Raw genomic sequence first — 20,076 nt, 5'->3', positions numbered from 1 at the left:
GCCCTTAAGCCCGCTTCTTCTTGCCGCCCGCCAGCCAGGTGGCCAGATCCAGCTGGATCTTGCGGGCGACCTCGGCCGCCGCGCGCTCCTGGCCGTCGTTCTGGGCCGCGATGGCCGCGTAGGGCTGGTCGGCCGAGTCGTAGGTCACCGAGACGTCGGTGACGCCCTTATAGGCCTCGCCGCCGGTCGCGACCTCGATCAGGCGCCAGGTGACGATCATCTTCAGTTCGTAGCGGTTGGCCGTGTTGTCCAGGCGCACGCCGCGGGCGAAGCGTTGCTCGTTGACCGACAGCAGCAGCTTGTAGGCGGTCGGATCGCCGGCGCGGTGGGCCAGGGCGTCGTCCAGCTGCTCGCGCAGCAGGTAGCCGCCACGGCCCTCGGACGCGACCGTCTCGATGCTGGAAAGTCCGCCCTCGACGCCCGGACGGCCATACAGCGGCGTGAAGCCGGCGCAAGCCGAGAGCGCGAGGGTCGAGAGGGCGAGAGCGGCCGCCGCCAGGGTGCGTTTCATCAGTCTCAGTTGGCCACGATGTTGATGATCCGGTCCTTCACCACGATCACCTTGCGGACCGTGAGGCCCTCAAGGTGGGCCATGACGTTGGGATCCGCCAGAGCGATTTTCTGGACCTCGTCCTCGGGGGCGCCGGCTTTCACCTTCACCTCGCCGCGACGCTTGCCGTTGATCTGGATCGGCAGGACACGCTCGTCGTCCGCGGCCAGGGCCGGGTCGGCCTTGGGCCAGGGCGCGTTCACGACCATGCCTTCGCCGCCGATCGACGCCCAGGCTTCCTCGGCCAGGTGGGGCGTGAAGGGGGCGACCAGGCGGGCCAGGATGTTCAGGGCTTCCTTGCGGGCCGCCAGCACGCCTTGGGAGGCGCCTTCAGCCGGAGCGGCCTTCAGGGCGTTCAGGAACTCGTACAGGCGCGCCACGCCGCTGTTGAAGCGGAAACCCTCGATGCTGTCGGTGACGAAGCCGATCAGCTTGTGGGCCGACTTGCGCAAGGCCACGGCCGCTTCGTCGCTGTCGTCGTGGGCGAAGTCACCGGCCGGCTGGCTGTCGAACTCGTTCCACAGGCGATGCGTGAAGCGCCAGCTGCCTTCGACGCCGGAGTTGGTCCACTGGACGTCGCGCTCGGGCGGGCTGTCGCTCATCACGAACAGGCGGGCCGAGTCGACGCCGTAGGCTTCGAAGATGTCCTCGGGGGCGACGACGTTCTTTTTGGACTTCGACATCTTCTCGACGTCGCCGATGATGATCGGCGCGCCGGTCGTGGCGTGGACCGCCGAGCGGTTGTTGCCCTCGACGGTGATGCGGATGTCCGACGGTTCGACCCACTCGCCGGCCTCGTTCTTGTAGGCCTCGTGGGTAACCATGCCTTGGGTGAACAGGCCCGCGAACGGCTCTTCGACCGACAGCAGATTCTCGTCCTTCAGGGCGCGGGTGATGAAGCGCGCGTACAGCAGGTGCAGGATCGCGTGCTCGACGCCGCCGATATACTGGTCGACGGCCATCCAGTAGTCGGCCGCGTCCTTGCCGACCGGCTCGTCGGCCGTCGGGTCGGCGAAGCGGGCGAAGTACCAGCTCGAGTCGATGAACGTATCCAGCGTGTCGGTCTCGCGCTCGGCGCGGCCGCCGCACGACGGGCAACTGGTGTGACGCCAGGTCGGGTGACGCAGCAGCGGGTTGCCCGGCTTGTCGAAGGTGACGTCGTCGGGCAGGGCGACGGGCAGCTGGTCTTCCGGCACCGGCACGACGCCGCAGTCGGCGCAGTGGATCACCGGGATCGGGCAACCCCAATAGCGCTGGCGCGAGACGCCCCAGTCGCGCAGGCGATAGACGGTCGCGCCCTGGCCCTGGCCGGCGGCTTCGATGCGGGCCACCGCTTCAGCCTTGGCGGCCTCGATATCCAGGCCGTCCAGGAATTCCGAATTGTAGATCTTGCCGGGGCCGACATAGGCCTCCTTACCGACCGTGAAGGTCGCGGCGTCCTCGCCGTTGGGCAGCACCACCGGCAGGACCGGCAGGTTGTACTTGCGGGCGAAGTCCAGGTCGCGCTGGTCGTGGGCCGGGCAGGCGAAGATCGCGCCGGTGCCGTAGTCCATCAGGATGAAGTTGGCGATCCAGACGGGCAGGGTGATCGACGGGTCCAGCGGATGTTGCACGCGCAGGCCGGTGTCGTAGCCCAGCTTCTCCGCGCTCTCGATCTCGGCTTCCGAGGTGCCGCCCTTGCGGCAGTCGGCGATGAACTGCTGGACCTCGGGATTCTCGATGCCCAGGCGCTCGGCCAGCGGATGCTCGGGCGCGATGCCGACGAAGCTGGCGCCGAACAGGGTGTCGGGACGGGTGGTGTAGACCTCCAGCCCGTCGGCCATGCCGTCGGGGGCCTCGCCGTCGAACTGGAACTTGAAGCGCAGGCCCTTGGAGCGGCCGATCCAGTTCTCCTGCATCAGGCGAACCTTGTCGGGCCAGCGGTCCAGGGTCTTCAGGCCCTCGATCAGGTCGTCGGCATATTGGGTGATGCGCAGGAACCACTGGGTCAGCTTACGCTTCTCGACCGTCGCGCCCGAGCGCCAGCCCTTGCCGTCGATGACCTGCTCGTTGGCCAGGACGGTCATGTCGACCGGGTCCCAGTTGACCGAGGCTTCCTTGCGATAGACCAGGCCGCTCTTCAGCAGGCGCAGGAACCAGGCCTGCTGCTTGCCGTAGTATTCCGGGTCGCAGGTGGCGAACTCGCGCGACCAGTCGACCGAAATGCCCAGCGACTTCAGCTGCTCGCGCATGGCGGCGATGTTGTCGTAGGTCCAGCCCTTGGGGTGGACGCCGCGCTCCATGGCCGCATTCTCGGCGGGCATGCCGAAGGCGTCCCAGCCCATCGGGTGCAGGACGTTGAAGCCTTGCGCGCGCTTGTAGCGGGCGACCACGTCGCCCATGGCGTAGTTGCGGACGTGGCCCATGTGGATGCGGCCCGACGGATACGGGAACATCTCGAGCACGTAGTATTTCGGACGGCCGTCGTTGATCTCGCCGGTCTTGAAGACGTCGGCCTTCGCCCAGGCTTCACGCCACTTGGGTTCGGTGTCTTTGGGATTGTAGCGGGCCATCGGAAACCAGGTGTCTAGATGCGGAAAAGCGCCCCGAAGGCGAGTCCGCAACGAACGTAAGCGGTTTCGCGGCCGGAGCGCGCAGAGAAATAGGAGGGCGGGGTCCCTTTCGCTCGGAAAGAGACCCCGAAGAGCCTTAGCCCTTGATGTTCGAAAGTCGGAGCTGACGCGCGCGGGTCAGGATCGCGTTCTCGATGTCGGTGGCGGTCTGGTCGGCGACCGGCGCGTCGACCCAGTTACCGGTGATGTCCTTGGACTGCTTGAACACCGTGACGTTCAGGCCGTCGGCGCGCAGGCGGGTGTCCAGGATGTAGACCGTCGCCTTGAAGCGCTCGGCCGGGGTTTCCGGGTTCACGTACCAGTCGGTGACGATCACGCCGCCGTACGGGTCGGCCGAGGCCAGCGGCATGAAGGCCAGGGTGTCCAGGCTCGCGCGCCACAGATAACCGTTGACGCCGATGCCCGCCTCGCTGGGGGCAGCCTTGTTGCCGCCGCCGAAGCGCTTGAACGGGTTGAGGCCCGGCTCGTCGCTCTGCGTGGAAAACGTCTTGGGGGGCTTGCTGCTGGCGCATGCGGTCATGCCCAGCATCGACAGAGCCAGGACGCCCGCGGCGACGCCGCGCATCACAGACCCACGCTCAAACGCCATAGTACCTCGCTCCAATGTATCGCCGTTCCTGGCGCGCCCCCGCGGCCGGGAGCCGGTCTATAGCATGGCTACGCCGCCTCAAAACAGGAATCGCGTGACCTCATCGACACAGGAGTCGATTGAATCGCTCAATTCAGCCCGAAGTGCGACCAAACCCCGGTTGACCGCGTTCCGGCCAAGCCTTTAATCGCAAATCAAGGGGCTCGATCCTATATGGAGCGAGTGGGGACATTGTATAGGCGGCGAGTAGCGATGGTCGCGAAGCGTTATTTCCTGGCGGGTGCAGCCGCGCTGATCCTTACCGGATCGGCGGCGACGGCGTTTGCCCAGGCCAAGCCGCATGCTGTCGCCCCCGATTTCTCGGTCAAGAACGACTTCACCAGCGCGCCGGTTGGTGTCCAGTACCCGACCGACGACAAGCGCACGCTGAAGTGGGACGCCAAGAAGGGCCGCTGGGGCCTGAAGCTCGACCTGGACCAGCCGTCCAGCCGCGAGATGGAACTGCAGGACGTTCAGGCCGGCGCCTATTTCAAGGTGAGCCCGTCGATCCGCGTCGGCGGCGCCGTCAGCTTGGGCGAGACCAACCCGGCGCTGGCCGCGCGTCGCGCCCAGCAGCCCGATCCGGCGCCCCGCGTGCGCCTGGAAACGGCCTTCAAGTTCTAGAACCGTCAGCCGGCGAGCGCTTCGACCGCCGCCATGCCGACGATTCCGCTGCCGATCAGCTGCGTGACGGTGCGCGCCCGTACGCCGCCCAGCGCGTAGACGGGCAGGGCCGTCGCCCCGACCAGGTCCTTCAGGCCCTCGATGCCCAGCGGCTCGCCCGCCGACGGGCTGTTGCTGGCGAAGACCGGCGAGACCACGACTGCATCGGCGCCCGCGCGCTCAGCCGCTTGAACGGCGAGCACATCATGGGCTGCGGCGGTGATCAGCCAGCGGGCGTGCTCGGCGCGCAGGCGCGGGATCGCGGCGACGCTGGCCTCGGGCAGGTGCAAGCCGTCCGCGCCGATGCCCTCGGCCAGGCTGGCGTGGGCGCCGGCCAGCAGGATCAGGCCGCGTGCGTCGGCGATGGCCCGCAGGCGGCGGCCCTGATCGACCGCGTCCTCGGCTCCAAAGGCCCGGAAGACGATCCCAGCCCCAGCCGGCAGCCGCTCGGCCACGGCTTCGGGGTTCGAAACCCGCGCGGGATCGGTAAAGAACAGCAGGGCCGGCAGCGTCTTGCCGCGCGCGGTCCTTGGCGGAAAGGCCGTCGCCGCACTAGACAGGACTTCCAGTTCGCTCACGTTTCCGTCCAAGGCCACACCCCCCGATGTCGCATGCTCTCGCTATCGTCCAGGCTAGCATTGGAGCCGCCGAAAACCGAGCCGGCCGGAAGGTCGGATCGGTCACTTTGGTGGCGGTGTCCAAGACCCAGCCTTGGGAGAACGTCGCACCGGTGCTCGAGGCGGGCCAACGGGTGTTCGGCGAGAACCGCGTCCAGGAGGCCATGGAACGCTGGGGCGATCGCCGCGAAGGCCTGGAACTGCGCCTGATCGGCCCGCTGCAGACCAACAAGACCCGCGAGGCGGTGAACTTCTTCGACGTCATCGAGACCCTGGACCGCGAAAAGTTGGCCCGCGTGCTGGCCGACGAGATCCAGCGGGCTGGCAAGGCCCCGCGCCTCTATGTCCAGGTCAATATCGGCGAGGAAGACCAGAAGGCGGGCGTCGCCCCCGCCGACGCCGACGCCTTCATCGCCGCCTGCCGGGGAACCTATGGCCTGACGGTGGAGGGTCTGATGTGCATCCCGCCCTTCGACGAAGACCCCGCGCCGCATTTCGCCGCTCTGCGGGCGATCGCCGCGCGCAACGGGGTCGAGAAGCTGTCGATGGGCATGAGCGACGACTTCGAGATCGCGATCGCGCAGGGCGCGACCTCGGTGCGGGTCGGGTCGGCGATCTTCGGCAGCCGGAACTACGGCTAGGCCACGATCTCCACGGCGTCGCCCGGCTTGGCGGCCGCCAGCACCGCCTCGATATCCGGCCGCTCTAGCGCAACACAACCCTCTGTGCCGGGATAACCCTCCCGCGCCAGGTGCATGAAGATCGCCGAGCCCATGCCCGGAACCGGCGGGTCGTCGTTATGGCCCAGGATGACCACCAGGTCGTAGACAGGGTCGTCGCGCCACATCCGCTCGGCGCTGGCCGGGTAGGGCAGTCTCACAGGTCTATTATAGTTCGGATCGCCCGGCGCATCGCACCAGCCGTCCTGCTCCTGCGTCGCTCGAATCGGCAGGGCGGTCGTCGGACCGTCCGGATAGACGTCGGGCCGGTACCAGACCTCGCGCATGATCCAGGTCCCCAGCGGGCTCTTGTTGTCGCCCTCGCGCTTGTCGGCGCCCGCGATCACGCCAGCCTTGCCGATCGCGCAACACAGGATCCGTCCGTCCAGCTCGAAACGACCGTCGGCATGGGCGCGAAACAGCATGGACGACCTACTCCTCAGACTAATGAACCTTCACGGGGTTGTCCCGAGGGGCCGCAGCGGTGCATGTTTCCCCTTATGGCGCAACGCAAGACCCTTCTGCTGATCGACGACGACGATGACCTGCGCGGCGCCTTGGCCGAGCAACTGGCCCTGCACGAGGAATTCGCGGTCAACGAAGCCTCGACTGCCGGCGAGGGCGTGCGGGTGTCTCGCGAGATCAAGCCCGACCTGATCCTGCTGGACGTCGACCTGCCCGACATGGACGGCCGCGAGGCCTGCCGCCTGATGCGCAAGAACGGGGTCACGGCCCCGGTGATCATGCTGACGGCCGCCGCCAGCGACAGCGACACGATCCTGGGCCTGGAGTCCGGGGCCAATGACTATGTCACCAAGCCCTTCCGCTTCGGCGTGCTGCTGGCCCGCATCCGCGCCCAGCTGCGCAGCTACGAGGCCTCGGAAGACGCGCTGTTCCGCATCGGCCCGTACGAATTCCGCCCGTCCGCCAAGCTCCTGGTCGACGAAAAGCAGAAGAAGGTGCGGCTGACCGAGAAGGAAACCAACATCCTCAAGTACCTCTACCGCGCCGGCTCCAAGCCCGTGTCGCGCGAGGAGCTGCTGACCGAGGTCTGGGGCTACAACGCCGGCGTCACCACCCACACGCTGGAAACCCACGTCTACCGTCTGCGCCAGAAGATCGAGCCCGATCCGGCCGTGGCGCGGATCCTGATCACCGAGATGGGCGGGTATCGCCTGCAGCCGTAAAGAAAAAGGCCCGGTCAGCGATGACCGGGCCTTCTTGTATTCGCAGGGAACGCCAGAAACTTAGGCGTTGCCGATCGGCTGGCCTTCGGCCTGGGCCTTGCGCGCGGCGTAGACGCCGGCGAAGTCGATCGGGTCGATCAGGAAGGGCGGGAAGCCACCTTCGGCCGTGACGTCCGAGATCAGGCGACGGGCGTACGGGAACAGGAAGCGCGGGCACTCGATCAGCAGCACCGGCTCGAGGTCGGCTTCAGCCACGCCCTCGATGTGGAACAGGCCGCCATAGACCACTTCGACGTGGAACACGGCTTGCTCGTCGCGCAGGGCGCGGGCCGAGAGCTTCAGGTCGACTTCGAACAGGCCATCGGGACGGCCGCGGGCGTTCATCTCGACACCCATGTCGATCGCGGGCTGGGCCGCGCCGGCGCGCAGGCTGTCGGGGGCCAGAGGATTTTCGAACGAGAAGTCACGGACGAACTGGGCCAGGATGCGGATGCCCGATTGCCCAGCGGCCTCTTCCGGGGTCCCCACGGGGGCAGTGGTGTCGGTCATTAGGATAAAATCCGTAATCAGCGTTCTAGAACGCCTGTAAGAAAGGTGCGCGCTGCTACCATGAGGGCCCGTCTGGCGCAACGCCAGGCGCCTGACGGGAGAACGCGTCTCGCCTATATAGACACCATTCGCTGGGCCAAAAGCCCGTCAACGGACGTTGAAGTGCTCCAGATCCTGTTCCTCGCCGCGGTCGCCGCTGTCGTCCTCTACCAGCTGTACGCCACGCTGGGCCGCCGCGTGGGCCGTCAGCCCGAGGATGTCGTCGACAAGACCATCAAGCCGGCCAACGGGACCGTGCTCGACGCCCTGCCCAATGTTCGCGCCGAGGACCTGGCGGCGATCAAGTCCAAGCAACCCGACTTCGACCCGACCAAGTTCCTGTCCGGCGCCCGCGCGGCCTACGAGCAGATCGTCACGGCCTATGCCGAGGGCGACCGCGAGACGCTCAAGCCCCTGTTGGCCACCGAGGTGATGGACAATTTCGAGCAGGCCATGGCCTCGCGCGAAGCCGCCGGCCGCAGCGAGAAGGTCGAGTTCCTGACCCCGCCGCGCCTGGACCTGGAAAAGGTCGACGTGGTGGGCGATCTCGCCAAGGCGGTGGTGCGGATCCTGGCCGAGGTGCGCACCCGCACCAAGGACGAGCGCGGTGAAGGCGTCGACGATCGTCGCACCGCCGAGCTCTGGACCTTCGAGCGCGAGGTCAAGAGCGCCAATCCGAACTGGCTCCTGACCTACGTCGCCGCCGCCGAGGCGTAATGACCCGCGTTTCGACCCCCTTTGCGCCGCTGATCCTGGCGGGTCTGCTGCTGAGCGCTTGCGCCAGCGCCGTCACGCCTCCGCCGCCGATCGCGACGGGGCCGACCCCGCCTCCGCCCAGCACGACGGTCCCGCCGCCGCCTTCGACGACCCTGCCGGCGACGGCGATGTCGTTCTCCAGCCTGGCTGGCTGGAGCGAAGACGACCACCTGGCGGCCCTGAACGCCTTCCGCGCCGGTTGCGGGGTCGCCAAGGATCCCGCCCTGGCCCGCGTCTGCGGCCTGGCCAAGGCGACCGTGATCCAGGACGAACAGGGCGCGCGGGCCTTCCTCGAAGCCAATTTCCGGCCCGAGCCCGTCGGTGACGAAGGCCTGCTGACCGCCTATTTCGCCCCGCAGTACGAGGCGCGGATGTCGCGCAACGCCGAGTTCACCGCCCCGGTGCGCGGCCTGCCGGCCGACCTGGTGGTGCTGGACCTGGGCGCCTTCGAGCCCGGCTTCGTGGGCAAGAAGATCACCGGCCATGTCGAAGGCCCGACCTTCGTGCCTTATCCGGCCCGCGCCGAGATCGAGGCCGTCCCGACCGACAAGCCCCTGGCCTGGATGCGGCCAGAAGAGCTGTTTTTCCTGCAGATCCAGGGCTCGGGCATTCTGGTCCTGCCCGACGGTCGCCGGGTGCGCGCGGCCTTCGCCGGCCATAACGGCAAGCCGTTCGTCGGCATCGCCAACGCCATGCGCGACCAGGGCCTCTTGCCCGACAACAACACCTCCGGGGATGCGATCCGCACCTGGCTGGCCGCGCATCGCGGACCGGAAGCCGACGCGATCATGCAGCTGAACCCGCGCTACGTGTTCTTCAAGATGGCCGCCGATGACGGCAAGGAAGCCGTCGGCGCCGCCGGCGTACCGCTGCCGGCCGGCCGGGCCATCGCCGTCGACCCCAGCAAGCACGGCTATGGCGGGCTCTACTGGCTGGACGCCGCCGCGCCCAAGCTGGCGGGGGCCTTCCCGGCCTATCGCCGCCTGGCCGTGGCGCTGGACACCGGCGGGGCCATCAAGGGCGAGGTCCGCGCCGATCTCTATATGGGCAGCGGGACCGCCGCCGGGGCCGAGGCCGGCCGCGTGCGCCACGCCCTGCGCCTGTATCGGCTGGTTCCCCGGTCGTAGCGTGGCCAAGAAGCCGCCGCCCGCACCTGAGGATGACAAGCGCCTCTGGAAGCTCGTCGCCTCGACCGTGACGCCCCGCGCGCCGGTCGCGCCTGAGAAGATGCGGTCCAAGGCCCGGATCCGGCCCTCGCTGAAGGCCGCCACGGCCATGCCGGCCGACCCGCCGACCCGACTGGTCTCGATCGCCCCCCTGCGCGTGGCGCCCGAGGAGCTGAAGCCGGTTCCGGCCAAGACCCTGAAATACGCGCCCGACCGCATCGAGCCCAACCGCAAGCGCCGCATCGTCAAGTCGCACGACCCGATCGGCGCGCGCCTGGACATGCACGGCCTGGATCAGGACCAGGCCCGGGCGACGCTGGAGGGGTTTATCCGCCGCGCCTATGACGACGGTCACCGCGCCGTGCTGGTGATCACCGGCAAGGGCAAGGTCGGCCACGGGGTGCTCAAGCAGCGCACGCCAGAATGGCTGGCGGGGCCTGCGGTGCGGGAGATGATCGCCGGGGTGTCGACCGCCGACCAGCGGCACGGCGGCGAAGGGGCGCTCTATGTGGCGCTGAAGCGGAAGGTTGGTCCGTGACGGCGCTGGGGCTCTACACCGTGTTCTGCGACTTTCGAGGCGGCACATACGCCAGCCAGGTTCGCGCTGCCGACGAGATCGAAGCCCTGCGAGCCTGGGCTGCGTACATGATCGAGCAGAAGCCGATCCGACGTGCTTCCCACGTCATCGCCAAGAGTGCGCTCGAGGATATCGACATCATTGATGAGGCGCTTGGCATGCGTAGTCCGCCAACGCCGCTCGCCACGCTTACGGATGTGTGGTGCGCGTCAGCGACCTGCGGCGGTGATCTCGCTCTCATCAATATCGTCAGGACGGCGGAGCCGGCCTAAGCGGCTAGTTTTTCCGCGATGCCTTCTCGGCGATGCCGGACCTGCCCTCACGGGCTTCCAGCTTCTCGGCCACGGCGTCCAGCGACACGCCCGAGGCGGCCATCAGGGCCAGCCAGTGGTACAGCAGGTCGGCGCTTTCGGCTGCCAGAGCCTCAGGCCCTTGGGCCACAGCAGCGATCACGGTCTCGACCGCTTCCTCGCCCAGCTTCTTGGCCGCCAAGGCGGGGTCGTTCAGCAGCTTGGCGGTATAGGACACCGACGGATCGCCGCCCTTGCGGGCCTCGATCGTGGCGGCCAGGCGGTCCAGGACCTCGGCCAAACGGCTAATGGGGCGACTCATGCGGCGCTCCGGTCCAGGCGCACGGGGATGCCGGCGTCGGCCATGGCCTGCTTGGCCTCGCCGATGCTGATCTCGCCGAAGTGGAAGATCGAGGCGGCCAGCACGGCGGCGGCGTGGCCCTCGCGGGCGGCTTCGACCAGGTGCTCGGTCTTGCCCGCGCCGCCCGAAGCGATCACCGGCACGTTCACCGCGCCCGTCACGGCCTTCAGCAGCGGGATGTCATAGCCGATCTTGGCGCCGTCGCGGTCCATCGAGGTCAGCAGGATCTCGCCCGCGCCGCGCTCGACCACCTTGGCGGCCCAGTCGACGACGTCGAGGCCGGTGTCCTTGCGGCCACCATAGGTCCAGACGTTCCAGCCCGAGCCGTCCTCGCGCAGCTTGGCGTCGATGGCCACGACCACGCACTGGCTGCCGAAGGCGTCGGCGCCGCCGGCGATCAGGTCGGGGTTCTCGACGGCGGCGGTGTTGGTCGAGACCTTGTCGGCCCCGGCCAGCAGCAGGCGGCGCATGTCCGACACCTGCCGAACGCCGCCGCCCACCGAGACGGGCATGAAGCAGACCTCGGCCGTGCGCGAAATGACGTCCAGGATCAGGCCGCGGCCTTCGCTGGAGGCGGTGATGTCCAGGAACATCAGCTCGTCGGCGCCGGCGGCGTCATAGGCCCGCGCCTGCTCCACCGGGTCACCGGCGTCGCGCAGGGAGACGAAATTGACCCCCTTGACCACCCGCCCGTCCTTCACGTCGAGGCAGGGAATGATCCGGGTCTTCAGCATCAGACGGCCGCCGCGATCAGGGCTTCGGACGGCTTGATCGTGCCGGCATAGAGCGAGCGGCCCAGGATGGCCCCGGCGATCTCGACGCCCTTGCGGGCCTTGAGACGCTCGATGTCGGCCACGGCCGCCACGCCGCCCGAGGCGATGACCGGGATCGAGACGGCGTCGGCCAGCTCGCCCACGCCTTCCACGTTGACGCCGGTCAGGGCGCCGTCGCGGCTGATGTCGGTGATGATCAGGGCGGCCACGCCGGCGTCCTCGAAGCGGCGCGACAGGTCGATGGCCGACAGGTCCGACAGGCCGGTCCAGCCGTCGATGGCGACCTTACCGTCACGGACGTCGACGGCCACGGCGATCTGTTCGGGCCACAGGCGGGCGGCCTTCTTGACCAGTTCGGGATCGTGCACGGCCACGGTGCCCAGGATGACGCGGGACACGCCCGCTTCGATCCAGGCCTCGACGCCTTCCAGGGTGCGGATGCCGCCGCCCAGCTGCACGGGGATGGAGATCGACTCCAGGATCTGCTCGACGGCGGCGGTGTTGACCGACTTGCCCTCGATGGCGCCGTTCAGGTCAACGACGTGCAGCCACGAGAAGCCGTCCTTGACGAAGCGCTGGGCCTGGTCGGCGGGCGAGGTGTTGAAGACCGTGGCCTTCTCCATGTCGCCGTGCAGCAGGCGCACGCACTGGCCGTCCTTCAGGTCGATGGCGGGATAGAGGATCATGGGCGCCATTCCAGGAAGTTGGCGAGCAGGGCGAGCCCGGCACTTTGTGATTTTTCGGGGTGGAACTGTACGCCCGCGACATTGCCCTTGGCCACCGCCGCCGTGAACGGACCACCGTGGTCGGTCGTGGCGACGATGTCGGCAGGGTCGGCCGCGTTCAGGGCGAACGAGTTGGCGTAGTACATGTGAGCGCCGTCCTCGATGCCCTGGAACAGGGCATGAGCGCGGGCAAAGGTGATGGCGTTCCAGCCCATGTGCGGGATGGTCAGCGAAGGATCCGAAGGCTCGAGCTTCTTCACCTGGCCGCCGATCCAGTCGAGGCCGAGGGTGACGCCGAACTCCAGCCCTTCGGTGGCCAGGAGCTGGTGGCCGACGCAGATGCCCATGAAGGGCACGCCGCGGCCGTGGACGGCCTGGTTCATCGCCTCGTAGACGCCGGTGGCGTCCAGGCCAGCGCGGCACGAGGCGAAGGCCCCGACGCCGGGCAGGAAGACGCGATCGGCCTTGGCGACAAGGTCGGGATCGGCGGTGACGACGATGTCGGCGTCGAGCGCGGAGCGGCGGGCCGCCTCACGCAGGGCCTTCTCGGCCGAACGCAGGTTGCCCGACCCGTAGTCGATCAGGGCGACGGTCTGCATGGAGTATCCTTACAGCACGCCCTTGGTGGACGGCGCCTGGCCGCCGGTCTTCGGGTCGATCTCGACCGCCTGACGCAGCGCCCGGGCCAGGGCCTTGAAGCCGCTTTCGGCCACATGGTGGGTGTTGTCGCCGTACAGCGTTTCCAGATGAATGCACGCCCCGCAGTTCATGGCGAACGCGTGGTGGAACTCCTTGAAGAGCTCGGTGTCCATCTCGCCGACCTTGGGGCGTTTGAACTCGACCTTCCAGATCAGGTACGGCCGGTTCGACAGATCGATGGCGCAGCGCGTCAGGGTCTCGTCCATCGGGATATAGGCCGCGCCAAAGCGCCGGATGCCCTTGAAGCCATCCAGCGCCTTGTTGATCGCCTGGCCCAGCACGATGCCGGTGTCCTCGACCGTGTGGTGCATGTCGATATGCAGGTCGCCCTTGGTCTCGACCTTGAGGTCGAAGCCGCCGTGGCGCGCGAAGCTCTCCAGCATATGGTCGTAGAAACCGATGCCGGTGGAGATCGTCGAGACGCCGGTCCCGTCGAGATCGATCCAGACCCGGATCTGGGTCTCCTTCGTCTCGCGGACCACTTCAGCGGTGCGGGCCATGAGTGTCCTTGAGTCCTTAGTTCGCTTACAGGCCGTTCTTGGCGGCCAGCTCACGCAGGTTGACCTGCGGGCGCGGACCGTAGTGGTCGATGACCTCGGCGGCGGCGAGAGAGCCCAGCTGGCCACAGACCGGCAGCGGGCGACCCTGCGACAGGCCGTAGAGGAAACCAGCGGCGTATTGGTCGCCCGCGCCGGTCGTGTCCACGACTTTTTCCACGGGGTAGGCCGAGATTTCGTGAAGCTGCCCATTGGCGGCAATCACCGAACCCTTTTCGCCCCGGGTGACGGCAGCGATCTCGCTGCGTTCGGCCAGGGCCTTCACAGCGGCGTCGAAGTCGGTGGTCTCGAACAGCGAGCAGACCTCGGCCTCATTGGCGAAGACGATGTCGCACTGGGTCTCGATGAAGCCCAGCAGGGCGCCGCGGTGGCGGTCGACCATGAAGCTGTCGCTCAGGGTCATGGAGATCTTGCGACCGGCGCCGTGGCTCAGCGCGGCGGCCTTGGCGAAGGCGCGGCGGGCTTCCGGCGGATCGAACAGATAGCCTTCCAGATAGGAATACTGGGCGGCTTCGATGATCTCGGGATCGACGTCGGCCGGGGTCAGCTCGACGCAGGCGCCCAGATAGGTCGACATGGTGCGTTGGGCGTCGGCGGTGACGTTGATCAGGCTTTGAGCGGTGGCGGGACCTTCGGCCAGCGACGGCGTGGTGAACACGCAGCCAATCGCCTTCATGTCGTGGCGGAACACGCGGCCCAGCTGGTCATCGGCGACCTTGCCGATGAAGGCGGCCTTGCCGCCGAAGCTGGCGACGCCGGCCAGGGTGTTGGCGGCGCTGCCGCCCGAGGCCTCGATGCCCGCGGCCATGGCGTCATACAGGGTCGCCGCGCGCGCCGGATCGATCAGGGCCATCGAGCCCTTGGTCAGGCCTTCCTTGGCGAGGAAGGCGTCGTCGCACTGGGCGATGACGTCGACGATGGCGTTGCCGATGCCGGCGACGTCGTAGAGCGCGGTCATGGAGCGGGACAAACCTTTGAAAGAACAGGGGCGGAGGCCCACAAACACTTGGCGATTAAAGGATGTGGCCGCTCAAGGCAACGCAAGGCTTGCCCGAAGGACTGCGACATCCTAGCTGCGAAGCCCTAAGCCACGTGAGTAAACCAATGGTCGACGTCCTGATCCTGGTCCCCGCCCGCGACGAAGCCCGCTTCGCCAACGCCTGGAGCCCGCTGTTCGAGCGCCTGGCCGCGCCGCTGCGGGCCAAGGGTTTGAGCGTCGCCTCGCAGCCGTGGACCGATCCGGTCGAGAAGGATCAGGCGAAGCTGGTCATGCCGTCGCTGGCGTGGGGGTATCACGGTCGCCAGGACGAATGGTTCGGCTTCCTCGACGGTCTGGAGCGTGACGGGATCCGGGCAGCCAATCCGGCGGATGTCATGCGCTGGAACTCGACCAAGACCTATCTGGTCGAACTGGCGGGGAAGGGCGCGCCGGTGGTGCCGACCCATGCGCACGATCTGCTGACCCGAGAACATGTCCGCGCCGCCTTCGACGCCTTCGGGGTCGATGAACTGGTAGTCAAACCGCAGGTCTCGGCCGGCTCGCATGAGACCATCCGGGTCAAGCGCCACGGCGGCTCGCTGGCGGGCGGTCCCAGCGGCCCGGCGCTGATCCAACCGTTCCTGCCGGCCGTGGGCGAGGAGGGCGAGCTGTCCTTGTTCTTCTTCGACGGCCAGTTCAGCCACGCGGTGACCAAGGTCGCGGTCGAGGGGGACTTCCGGGTGCAGCCGCAGTTCGGCGGCCAGGTCAGCGAGATCGCGCCCGAGCCGGAGGCCCTGCGGGCGGCGGAGATGGTGCTGCAGGCGGCGGGTGAGGTCCTGACCTATGCCCGCGTGGACCTGATCCGAGGCCTGGACCACACGCCGCAACTGATGGAGCTGGAGGTCATCGAGCCGGACCTGTTCCTGCAGCATGCGCATGACCGCGGCGAGGTGTTCGCCGAGGCGGTGGTGCGGGCGATCGGCTAGTTCAGCACAGGCCCCCACCTGACCTCGCTCCGCGAGGTCTGTCCGCCCCCAAGCGGGGCGGAGATCCCTGGGAGTTATCTCTCCTCCCCCTCTTGGGGGAGGGGGACCAGCGAAGCTGGTGGAGGGGGCTGGTCAGGCACCCAGAAACAACTCCCGCGACGGACACAGATCACTGATCCGGCACACCTCGCACTTCGGCTTCCGCGCTACGCACACATACCGCCCATGCAGGATCAGCCAGTGGTGCGCCCGCGTCTGGTAGGGCCCCGGTACGATCCGCATCAGATCCTGCTCGACCGCATCCGGCGTCTTGCCGGCCGACAGCTTCAGCCGGTGGGACACCCGGAACACGTGGGTGTCGACGGCGATGGCCGGTTCGATGTCCAGTTCATTGAGCACTACCGAAGCCGTCTTGCGACCCACGCCCGGCAGGGACTCGAGGTCGACGCGGTTCAGCGGCACCTGGCCGCCGTGCTTGTCCATCAGGATGTGCGCCGCGGCGATGACGTTCTTGGCCTTGGTGCGGAAGAGGCCGATCGAGGCGATGTACTTGATCAGCCCCTCTTCGCCGAGCTCCAGCATCTTTTCGGCGCTGTCGGCGACCTGGAAGAGCGGGCCGGTGGCCTTGTTGACCTGGACGTCGGTGGCTTGCGCCGAGAGCGCCACGGCGGTGACCAGCTCGTAGGCGTTTGAATAGTGCAGCTCGGTCTTGGGATGCAGGTCCAGGCTCTCGAAGCGCTCGAACAGGATTTCGACGCGTTCCCGCTCGGCGGGGCTGATCCGCTTCTGGGCGGGTTTTTTCTTCTTCGGGGCAGGAGCCTTGGCCATGGGCCGGACCATGCCGTGATGCGCCCAAAACGCCAAGAAGGGTGGGCTCGCCAAGCACGGGGCCGACCCCTAAATTCAGAGCCGACCGCAAGAACCGGGCGGACGCCGTTATGCGAGGGCCGTAATTTATGAGCATGGCATACGACGCATCCCCCCTTCCGGAGACCGTGAGCCCAGAGACCGCCAGCGAAGAGCTGGTTCGGCTGGCCGAGCGCTCCGTCGACTATCACCGCATGGCCAAGGCGCTCGACTGGCTGGCCGAGCGGTGGTCGGATCACCCGTCGCTGGACGAGGCGGCCCAGGCCGTGGGCCTGTCGCCGTTCCACTTCCAGCGCATCTTCACCCGCTGGGCGGGGGTCAGCCCCAAGAGCTTCGTCTCGGCCATCGCCCATGCCGAGGCCCGGCGATCGCTGGAGGCCGGCGGTACGGTGCTGGACGCGGCCTTCGACGCCGGGCTCTCCGGTCCGTCACGGCTGCACGACCTGTTCATCGCCCAGGAGGCCGTGACCCCCGGCGAGGTGCGCCGGCGCGGGGCGGGCATGCGGCTACGCTGGGGCTGGGCCCCGACGCCGTTTGGCCGAGGCCTGTTCGTGATGGCCGATCGCGGCCTGGCGGGCCTGGCCTTCTCGGACGGCGACGATGAGGCGACCTTCGCCGACATGCATCGCCGCTTTCCGGCCGCCGACTGGATCCGCGACGACATGGCCGCCCAGGCCACGGCCCTGCACGCCTTCACCGGCGGAGAGGGGCCGCTGCCGGTGGTGCTGATCGGCTCGCCCTATCACGTGCAGGTCTGGAAGGCGCTGTTGCAGATCCCGACCGGCGAGACGGCCACCTATGGCCAGGTCGCCTGCTGGGCGGGCAAGCCCAAGGCCTTCCAGGCCACCGGCGGCGCGATCGGGGCCAATCCGATCTCGCTGCTGATCCCGTGTCACCGGGCCATCGGCAAGAGCGGCAAGCTGACCGGCTACCACTGGGGCCTGGCCCGCAAGGCGGCGATCCTGGGCATGGAGGCGGTTCGCGCCGCCTCCTAATCGCCCTTAGAGGATGAAGCGGCTCAGATCGGCGTTGGCCGCCAAGGCCCCGATGCGCTCTTGCACGTACTTGGCGTCGATCGCCACGGTCTCGCCGCTGCGGTCGGCCGCCGAGAAGCTGATCTCCTCGACCACCTTTTCCATGATCGTCTGCAGGCGGCGGGCGCCGATGTTCTCGACCGAGCCGTTCACGGCCACGGCCGCGTCGGCCAGGGCGTCGATCGCCTCGTCCGAGAAGGTCAGGGTCACGCCCTCGGTCAGCATCAGGGCCTGGTGCTGGCGGATCAGGTTGGCTTCCGGCTCGGTCAGGATACGGCGCATGTCGTCGCGTGACAGGCCCTTCAGCTCGACGCGGATCGGCAGGCGGCCTTGCAGCTCGGGCAGCAGGTCGCTGGGCTTGGCCACATGGAAGGCGCCCGAGGCGATGAACAGGATGTGATCGGTCTTCACCGGACCATACTTGGTCGAGACGGTCGTGCCCTCGATCAGCGGCAGCAGATCGCGCTGCACGCCTTCGCGGCTGACATCCGCGCCCGAGCGCTGCGAGCTGCTGGCGACCTTGTCGATCTCGTCCAGGAAGACGATGCCGTGGTTCTCGGCCAGCTCCAGGGCTTCCTGGGTCAGGGCCTCCTGGTCCAGCAGCTTGTCGCTTTCCTCGGCGATCAGCGGGGCCCAGGCGCCGGAGACGGTGGTCTTGTGGGTCTTGGTGCGATTGCCGCCCAGCGACTTCATCATCTCCGACAGGTTCAGCACCTGGGCGCCCGGCTGGCCGGGGATCTCGAAACTACCGCCGCCGCCGGTGTCGGCCAGCTGCAGCTCGATTTCCTTGTCGTCCAGTTCGCCGGCGCGCAGCTTCTTGCGGAAGCTGTCGCGGGCGGCGGTCGAGCCGGGACCGGTCATGGCGTCCAGGATCCGCTCCTCGGCGGCCGCCTCGGCCTTGGCCTTCACGGCGGCGCGGCGTTTGTCGCGGACCATCGAGAGCGCGCTTTCGACCAGGTCGCGGACGATCTGGTCGACGTCGCGGCCGACGTAGCCGACCTCGGTGAACTTGGTGGCTTCCACCTTGAGGAACGGCGCCTGAGCCAGCTTGGCCAGGCGGCGGGCGATCTCGGTCTTGCCGACGCCGGTGGGGCCGATCAGCAGGATGTTCTTCGGCGTCACTTCATCGCGAAGATCGGCCGGTACGCGACGCCGCCGCCAGCGGTTGCGCAGGGCCACGGCGACGGCCTTCTTGGCCTCGGCGTGGCCGACGATGTAGCGGTCCAGCTCGGAAACGATCTCGCGGGGGGAAAACTCGGTCATCGGTCGTTGATCAGGGTCTCGAAGATCAGGCGCCACCCATCGGGTCGCCTCTGCCAGACATGCATATAGTGAGCTTGGGCGGATTTTTGACCCGGCTCGCTCCAATGAGCCTCGCCATGGGTCCAGACGAAGTCGCCGGCTTTCGATGCGCCGCCACCGCGGAGGGTCAGGCTCATGGTCGTGGGACGCAGCGCCAGACGCTCATCGACGGCTGTCGGAGCCAGGGCGCGGCTCCCGCGCGGACCCAGCAGATGGGCGTCGGACGCCAGGAAAGCCTTGTAAGCCTGGGTGGTGTCTTGCTGAGCTTTCTGGCTCAGCGTTGCCTCGACCTCGCGGACGGCGTCGAAAGCCTTGGCGGGGCTGGTTTCGCCAGCCTTGGCGACGGGACCGTGGACGACGGGAATCTCCGGCCCTTGGGCCGAGACGGCGTCGCCCGGACCGCCGCCGTCATAGATCCAGCGCCAGGTCCCGTCGGCGCCTTTGCGCCAGATGCTGGCGTACCAGCCGGCCCGCTTGCCGTTGAAGGCCGAGGGGCCGATCGACAAGCCCAGATCCCCGGACTTGGCCGCCACCACATAGGCCGGCCACCACTCCAGCTTGGGTTCGCCCTCGCCTGAGCGCCCGGCGTACAGGGCCTTGGCGCTGACCGGGGCGGGATCGAAGACCATGGCGTCATCGGCCATGTGCTTCAGGAACGAGCCCCTGATTCCCAGTTTCAGGCCGTCGGCCGCGAAGGCGCGCTCGGCAGCCTCAATCTGTGCGGCGGGGGTCGTGGCGACCGACAGGGCGAAAAAAGCGGCGACGAGCATGGCGAAGGATCCTCCCGGCCGCGATCAAGCGCCGCCGGGAGCAGGTCCGCATCCGTCTTGCGACGAAAGCCTACAGCACTTCGACGGTCAGGTTTCCGTTCGTGTAGACGCAGATCTCGGCGGCGATGCTCATCGCCTTGCGGGCGAGGTCCTCGGCCGAAAGATCCTGGTCGATCAGCGCCTTGCCGGCCGCCAGGGCATAGTTGCCGCCCGAGCCGATCGCCGCCACGGCGTTGCCGTCGGGGCTCTCGCCCGGCTCAAGCACGTCGCCGACGCCGGTGACGGTGTAGATGGCGGTCTTGTCGGCCACCAGCAGCATGGCTTCCAGCCTGCGCAGGTAACGATCGGTGCGCCAGTCCTTGGCCAGGTCGACGCAGGCGCGGGCCAGCTGGTCGGGATACTGTTCCAGCTTGGCCTCCAGACGCTCAATGAGCGTGAAGGCGTCGGCCGTGGCGCCGGCGAAACCCGCCACCACCTTGCCGCCGGCAAGCCTGCGCACCTTACGGGCGTTGCCCTTGACGACGGTTGGCCCCATGGAGACCTGTCCGTCGCCGGCGATCACGGTCTGTCCGTTCTTGCGCACCGCCAGAATGGTCGTGCCGTGCCAGTCGGGGAAGGAATTGCTGCTTTGCATGGCTTCGCATGTGGCGAGGCCAGGCCGGAGGGTCAA

The 20,076-nt window shown here is 68.0% G+C and carries 25 protein-coding genes; 9 read left to right on the top strand and 16 right to left on the bottom strand.

The window, feature by feature from the left end; genetic code table 11:
• Nucleotides 1–4: 4 nt before the first annotated feature.
• From lptE to AC1RRR_RS22145, 3 genes are all read right to left on the bottom strand, one after another.
• Nucleotides 5–511, bottom strand: a complete 507-nt coding sequence (lptE, locus tag AC1RRR_RS22155) for an LPS assembly lipoprotein LptE (RefSeq protein ID WP_492816134.1) — start codon at nucleotides 509–511, stop codon at nucleotides 5–7.
• A 5-nt stretch (nucleotides 512–516) separates the two neighbouring features.
• Nucleotides 517–3,102: a leucine--tRNA ligase gene (gene leuS / locus AC1RRR_RS22150; RefSeq protein WP_492816132.1), complete on the bottom strand. Its 2,586-nt coding sequence runs from the start codon at nucleotides 3,100–3,102 to the stop codon at nucleotides 517–519.
• 136 nt (nucleotides 3,103–3,238) lie between these two features.
• Nucleotides 3,239–3,766 (bottom strand): DUF3576 domain-containing protein, encoded by a 528-nt coding sequence (locus AC1RRR_RS22145; RefSeq protein ID WP_492816130.1) that lies wholly within the window; start codon nucleotides 3,764–3,766, stop codon nucleotides 3,239–3,241.
• Nucleotides 3,767–4,003: 237 nt separating this feature from the next.
• Here AC1RRR_RS22145 and AC1RRR_RS22140 point away from each other — a divergent pair, with 237 nt between their 5' ends.
• Entirely contained in the window at nucleotides 4,004–4,414 is a 411-nt protein-coding gene (locus AC1RRR_RS22140) for an NtrZ family periplasmic regulatory protein (protein WP_492816128.1), read from the top strand.
• 5 nt (nucleotides 4,415–4,419) lie between these two features.
• Here the strand turns inward: AC1RRR_RS22140 and AC1RRR_RS22135 are convergent, their stop codons facing one another.
• On the bottom strand, nucleotides 4,420–5,043 hold the full coding sequence (locus AC1RRR_RS22135; protein WP_492816126.1) for a thiamine phosphate synthase: 624 nt from the start codon (nucleotides 5,041–5,043) through the stop codon (nucleotides 4,420–4,422).
• A gap of 14 nt (nucleotides 5,044–5,057) precedes the next feature.
• On the opposite strand from AC1RRR_RS22135, the gene AC1RRR_RS22130 reads away from it, so the two are divergent.
• The gene (locus tag AC1RRR_RS22130) at nucleotides 5,058–5,711 is read left to right on the top strand and encodes a YggS family pyridoxal phosphate-dependent enzyme (RefSeq protein ID WP_492816124.1); all 654 of its coding nucleotides are present in this window, start codon (nucleotides 5,058–5,060) and stop codon (nucleotides 5,709–5,711) included.
• On the opposite strand, the gene AC1RRR_RS22125 is transcribed toward AC1RRR_RS22130, so the two are convergent.
• Nucleotides 5,708–6,214, bottom strand: coding sequence for a L,D-transpeptidase family protein (locus AC1RRR_RS22125; RefSeq protein WP_492816122.1), 507 nt, complete (start codon nucleotides 6,212–6,214; stop codon nucleotides 5,708–5,710). The genes AC1RRR_RS22130 and AC1RRR_RS22125 overlap by 4 nt on opposite strands.
• A 75-nt stretch (nucleotides 6,215–6,289) precedes the next feature.
• Here AC1RRR_RS22125 and AC1RRR_RS22120 point away from each other — a divergent pair, with 75 nt between their 5' ends.
• Nucleotides 6,290–6,976 (top strand): response regulator transcription factor, encoded by a 687-nt coding sequence (locus tag AC1RRR_RS22120; protein ID WP_454718745.1) that lies wholly within the window; start codon nucleotides 6,290–6,292, stop codon nucleotides 6,974–6,976.
• A gap of 60 nt (nucleotides 6,977–7,036) precedes the next feature.
• Here the strand turns inward: AC1RRR_RS22120 and secB are convergent, their stop codons facing one another.
• Nucleotides 7,037–7,525 carry a protein-export chaperone SecB gene (gene secB / locus AC1RRR_RS22115; protein WP_492816120.1) on the bottom strand — a complete coding sequence of 163 codons (489 nt, stop codon included), beginning with the start codon at nucleotides 7,523–7,525 and terminating at the stop codon, nucleotides 7,037–7,039.
• 126 nt (nucleotides 7,526–7,651) lie between these two features.
• Between secB and timA the strand changes: the two genes are divergently transcribed.
• Genes timA through AC1RRR_RS22095 form a run of 4 tightly spaced genes read left to right on the top strand, consistent with a single transcriptional unit; the run spans nucleotide 7,652 to nucleotide 10,335 of the window.
• Complete coding sequence (gene timA, locus AC1RRR_RS22110) at nucleotides 7,652–8,281, top strand: TIM44-related membrane protein TimA (protein ID WP_492816592.1); 630 nt, start codon at nucleotides 7,652–7,654, stop codon at nucleotides 8,279–8,281.
• On the top strand, nucleotides 8,281–9,447 hold the full coding sequence (mltA, locus tag AC1RRR_RS22105) for a murein transglycosylase A (RefSeq protein WP_492816118.1): 1,167 nt from the start codon (nucleotides 8,281–8,283) through the stop codon (nucleotides 9,445–9,447). The genes timA and mltA overlap by 1 nt, the downstream gene beginning before the upstream one ends.
• A gap of 1 nt (nucleotide 9,448) precedes the next feature.
• On the top strand, nucleotides 9,449–10,024 hold the full coding sequence (locus AC1RRR_RS22100; RefSeq protein ID WP_492816116.1) for a Smr/MutS family protein: 576 nt from the start codon (nucleotides 9,449–9,451) through the stop codon (nucleotides 10,022–10,024).
• Complete coding sequence (locus AC1RRR_RS22095; protein WP_492816114.1) at nucleotides 10,021–10,335, top strand: hypothetical protein; 315 nt, start codon at nucleotides 10,021–10,023, stop codon at nucleotides 10,333–10,335. The genes AC1RRR_RS22100 and AC1RRR_RS22095 overlap by 4 nt, the downstream gene beginning before the upstream one ends.
• A 4-nt stretch (nucleotides 10,336–10,339) precedes the next feature.
• Here the strand turns inward: AC1RRR_RS22095 and AC1RRR_RS22090 are convergent, their stop codons facing one another.
• From AC1RRR_RS22090 to AC1RRR_RS22065, 6 genes are read right to left on the bottom strand one after another with little or no spacing between them, the layout of a single operon-like run.
• On the bottom strand, nucleotides 10,340–10,675 hold the full coding sequence (locus tag AC1RRR_RS22090; RefSeq protein WP_492816112.1) for a phosphoribosyl-ATP diphosphatase: 336 nt from the start codon (nucleotides 10,673–10,675) through the stop codon (nucleotides 10,340–10,342).
• Complete coding sequence (gene hisF, locus AC1RRR_RS22085) at nucleotides 10,672–11,448, bottom strand: imidazole glycerol phosphate synthase subunit HisF (RefSeq protein WP_454718573.1); 777 nt, start codon at nucleotides 11,446–11,448, stop codon at nucleotides 10,672–10,674. The genes AC1RRR_RS22090 and hisF overlap by 4 nt, the downstream gene beginning before the upstream one ends.
• Nucleotides 11,448–12,182 (bottom strand): 1-(5-phosphoribosyl)-5-[(5-phosphoribosylamino)methylideneamino]imidazole-4-carboxamide isomerase, encoded by a 735-nt coding sequence (hisA, locus tag AC1RRR_RS22080; RefSeq protein ID WP_492816110.1) that lies wholly within the window; start codon nucleotides 12,180–12,182, stop codon nucleotides 11,448–11,450. The genes hisF and hisA overlap by 1 nt, the downstream gene beginning before the upstream one ends.
• Entirely contained in the window at nucleotides 12,170–12,811 is a 642-nt protein-coding gene (hisH, locus tag AC1RRR_RS22075; RefSeq protein WP_492816108.1) for an imidazole glycerol phosphate synthase subunit HisH, read from the bottom strand. The genes hisA and hisH overlap by 13 nt, the downstream gene beginning before the upstream one ends.
• Nucleotides 12,812–12,820: 9 nt before the next feature.
• A complete protein-coding gene (gene hisB / locus AC1RRR_RS22070) occupies nucleotides 12,821–13,411 on the bottom strand; it encodes an imidazoleglycerol-phosphate dehydratase HisB (protein ID WP_492816106.1) in 591 nt (196 codons plus the stop codon).
• Between the two features lie 25 nt (nucleotides 13,412–13,436).
• On the bottom strand, nucleotides 13,437–14,426 hold the full coding sequence (locus tag AC1RRR_RS22065) for an adenosine kinase (RefSeq protein WP_454718576.1): 990 nt from the start codon (nucleotides 14,424–14,426) through the stop codon (nucleotides 13,437–13,439).
• A gap of 146 nt (nucleotides 14,427–14,572) precedes the next feature.
• Here AC1RRR_RS22065 and AC1RRR_RS22060 point away from each other — a divergent pair, with 146 nt between their 5' ends.
• Nucleotides 14,573–15,433, top strand: coding sequence for an ATP-grasp domain-containing protein (locus AC1RRR_RS22060; RefSeq protein WP_492816104.1), 861 nt, complete (start codon nucleotides 14,573–14,575; stop codon nucleotides 15,431–15,433).
• 132 nt (nucleotides 15,434–15,565) lie between these two features.
• Here the strand turns inward: AC1RRR_RS22060 and nth are convergent, their stop codons facing one another.
• On the bottom strand, nucleotides 15,566–16,273 hold the full coding sequence (gene nth / locus AC1RRR_RS22055; protein WP_492816102.1) for an endonuclease III: 708 nt from the start codon (nucleotides 16,271–16,273) through the stop codon (nucleotides 15,566–15,568).
• 116 nt (nucleotides 16,274–16,389) lie between these two features.
• Between nth and AC1RRR_RS22050 the strand changes: the two genes are divergently transcribed.
• Nucleotides 16,390–17,295: a methylated-DNA--[protein]-cysteine S-methyltransferase gene (locus AC1RRR_RS22050; RefSeq protein ID WP_492816100.1), complete on the top strand. Its 906-nt coding sequence runs from the start codon at nucleotides 16,390–16,392 to the stop codon at nucleotides 17,293–17,295.
• A gap of 6 nt (nucleotides 17,296–17,301) precedes the next feature.
• Here AC1RRR_RS22050 and hslU read toward each other — a convergent pair whose 3' ends face one another.
• The 3 genes from hslU to hslV all read right to left on the bottom strand — a co-directional run bounded on the left by hslU (nucleotide 17,302) and on the right by hslV (nucleotide 20,076).
• A complete protein-coding gene (gene hslU / locus AC1RRR_RS22045; protein ID WP_492816098.1) occupies nucleotides 17,302–18,597 on the bottom strand; it encodes an ATP-dependent protease ATPase subunit HslU in 1,296 nt (431 codons plus the stop codon).
• Nucleotides 18,594–19,406 (bottom strand): DUF4440 domain-containing protein, encoded by an 813-nt coding sequence (locus AC1RRR_RS22040; RefSeq protein WP_492816096.1) that lies wholly within the window; start codon nucleotides 19,404–19,406, stop codon nucleotides 18,594–18,596. Before AC1RRR_RS22040 ends, hslU begins: the two co-directional genes overlap by 4 nt.
• 70 nt (nucleotides 19,407–19,476) lie before the next feature.
• Complete coding sequence (gene hslV, locus AC1RRR_RS22035) at nucleotides 19,477–20,076, bottom strand: ATP-dependent protease subunit HslV (RefSeq protein WP_492816094.1); 600 nt, start codon at nucleotides 20,074–20,076, stop codon at nucleotides 19,477–19,479.

It is taken from the genome of Caulobacter sp. GW821-FHT12D05 (assembly GCF_058807295.1).
This window is presented reverse-complemented; position numbering and strand designations above follow the sequence as displayed.

What these genes read in the sequence shown, in the direction of transcription:
- lptE (WP_492816134.1), bottom strand. Translation starts at nt 511, where the DNA reads ATGAAACGCACCCTGGCGGCGGCCGCTCTCGCCCTCTCGACCCTCGCG.
- leuS (WP_492816132.1), bottom strand. Translation starts at nt 3,102, where the DNA reads ATGGCCCGCTACAATCCCAAAGACACCGAACCCAAGTGGCGTGAAGCC.
- AC1RRR_RS22140 (WP_492816128.1), top strand. Translation starts at nt 4,004, where the DNA reads ATGGTCGCGAAGCGTTATTTCCTGGCGGGTGCAGCCGCGCTGATCCTT.
- AC1RRR_RS22130 (WP_492816124.1), top strand. Translation starts at nt 5,058, where the DNA reads ATGTCGCATGCTCTCGCTATCGTCCAGGCTAGCATTGGAGCCGCCGAA.
- AC1RRR_RS22125 (WP_492816122.1), bottom strand. Translation starts at nt 6,214, where the DNA reads ATGCTGTTTCGCGCCCATGCCGACGGTCGTTTCGAGCTGGACGGACGG.
- AC1RRR_RS22120 (WP_454718745.1), top strand. Translation starts at nt 6,290, where the DNA reads ATGGCGCAACGCAAGACCCTTCTGCTGATCGACGACGACGATGACCTG.
- secB (WP_492816120.1), bottom strand. Translation starts at nt 7,525, where the DNA reads ATGACCGACACCACTGCCCCCGTGGGGACCCCGGAAGAGGCCGCTGGG.
- mltA (WP_492816118.1), top strand. Translation starts at nt 8,281, where the DNA reads ATGACCCGCGTTTCGACCCCCTTTGCGCCGCTGATCCTGGCGGGTCTG.
- AC1RRR_RS22090 (WP_492816112.1), bottom strand. Translation starts at nt 10,675, where the DNA reads ATGAGTCGCCCCATTAGCCGTTTGGCCGAGGTCCTGGACCGCCTGGCC.
- hisF (WP_454718573.1), bottom strand. Translation starts at nt 11,448, where the DNA reads ATGCTGAAGACCCGGATCATTCCCTGCCTCGACGTGAAGGACGGGCGG.
- hisA (WP_492816110.1), bottom strand. Translation starts at nt 12,182, where the DNA reads ATGGCGCCCATGATCCTCTATCCCGCCATCGACCTGAAGGACGGCCAG.
- hisH (WP_492816108.1), bottom strand. Translation starts at nt 12,811, where the DNA reads ATGCAGACCGTCGCCCTGATCGACTACGGGTCGGGCAACCTGCGTTCG.
- hisB (WP_492816106.1), bottom strand. Translation starts at nt 13,411, where the DNA reads ATGGCCCGCACCGCTGAAGTGGTCCGCGAGACGAAGGAGACCCAGATC.
- AC1RRR_RS22065 (WP_454718576.1), bottom strand. Translation starts at nt 14,426, where the DNA reads ATGACCGCGCTCTACGACGTCGCCGGCATCGGCAACGCCATCGTCGAC.
- AC1RRR_RS22060 (WP_492816104.1), top strand. Translation starts at nt 14,573, where the DNA reads ATGGTCGACGTCCTGATCCTGGTCCCCGCCCGCGACGAAGCCCGCTTC.
- nth (WP_492816102.1), bottom strand. Translation starts at nt 16,273, where the DNA reads ATGGTCCGGCCCATGGCCAAGGCTCCTGCCCCGAAGAAGAAAAAACCC.
- AC1RRR_RS22050 (WP_492816100.1), top strand. Translation starts at nt 16,390, where the DNA reads ATGAGCATGGCATACGACGCATCCCCCCTTCCGGAGACCGTGAGCCCA.
- hslU (WP_492816098.1), bottom strand. Translation starts at nt 18,597, where the DNA reads ATGACCGAGTTTTCCCCCCGCGAGATCGTTTCCGAGCTGGACCGCTAC.
- AC1RRR_RS22040 (WP_492816096.1), bottom strand. Translation starts at nt 19,406, where the DNA reads ATGCTCGTCGCCGCTTTTTTCGCCCTGTCGGTCGCCACGACCCCCGCC.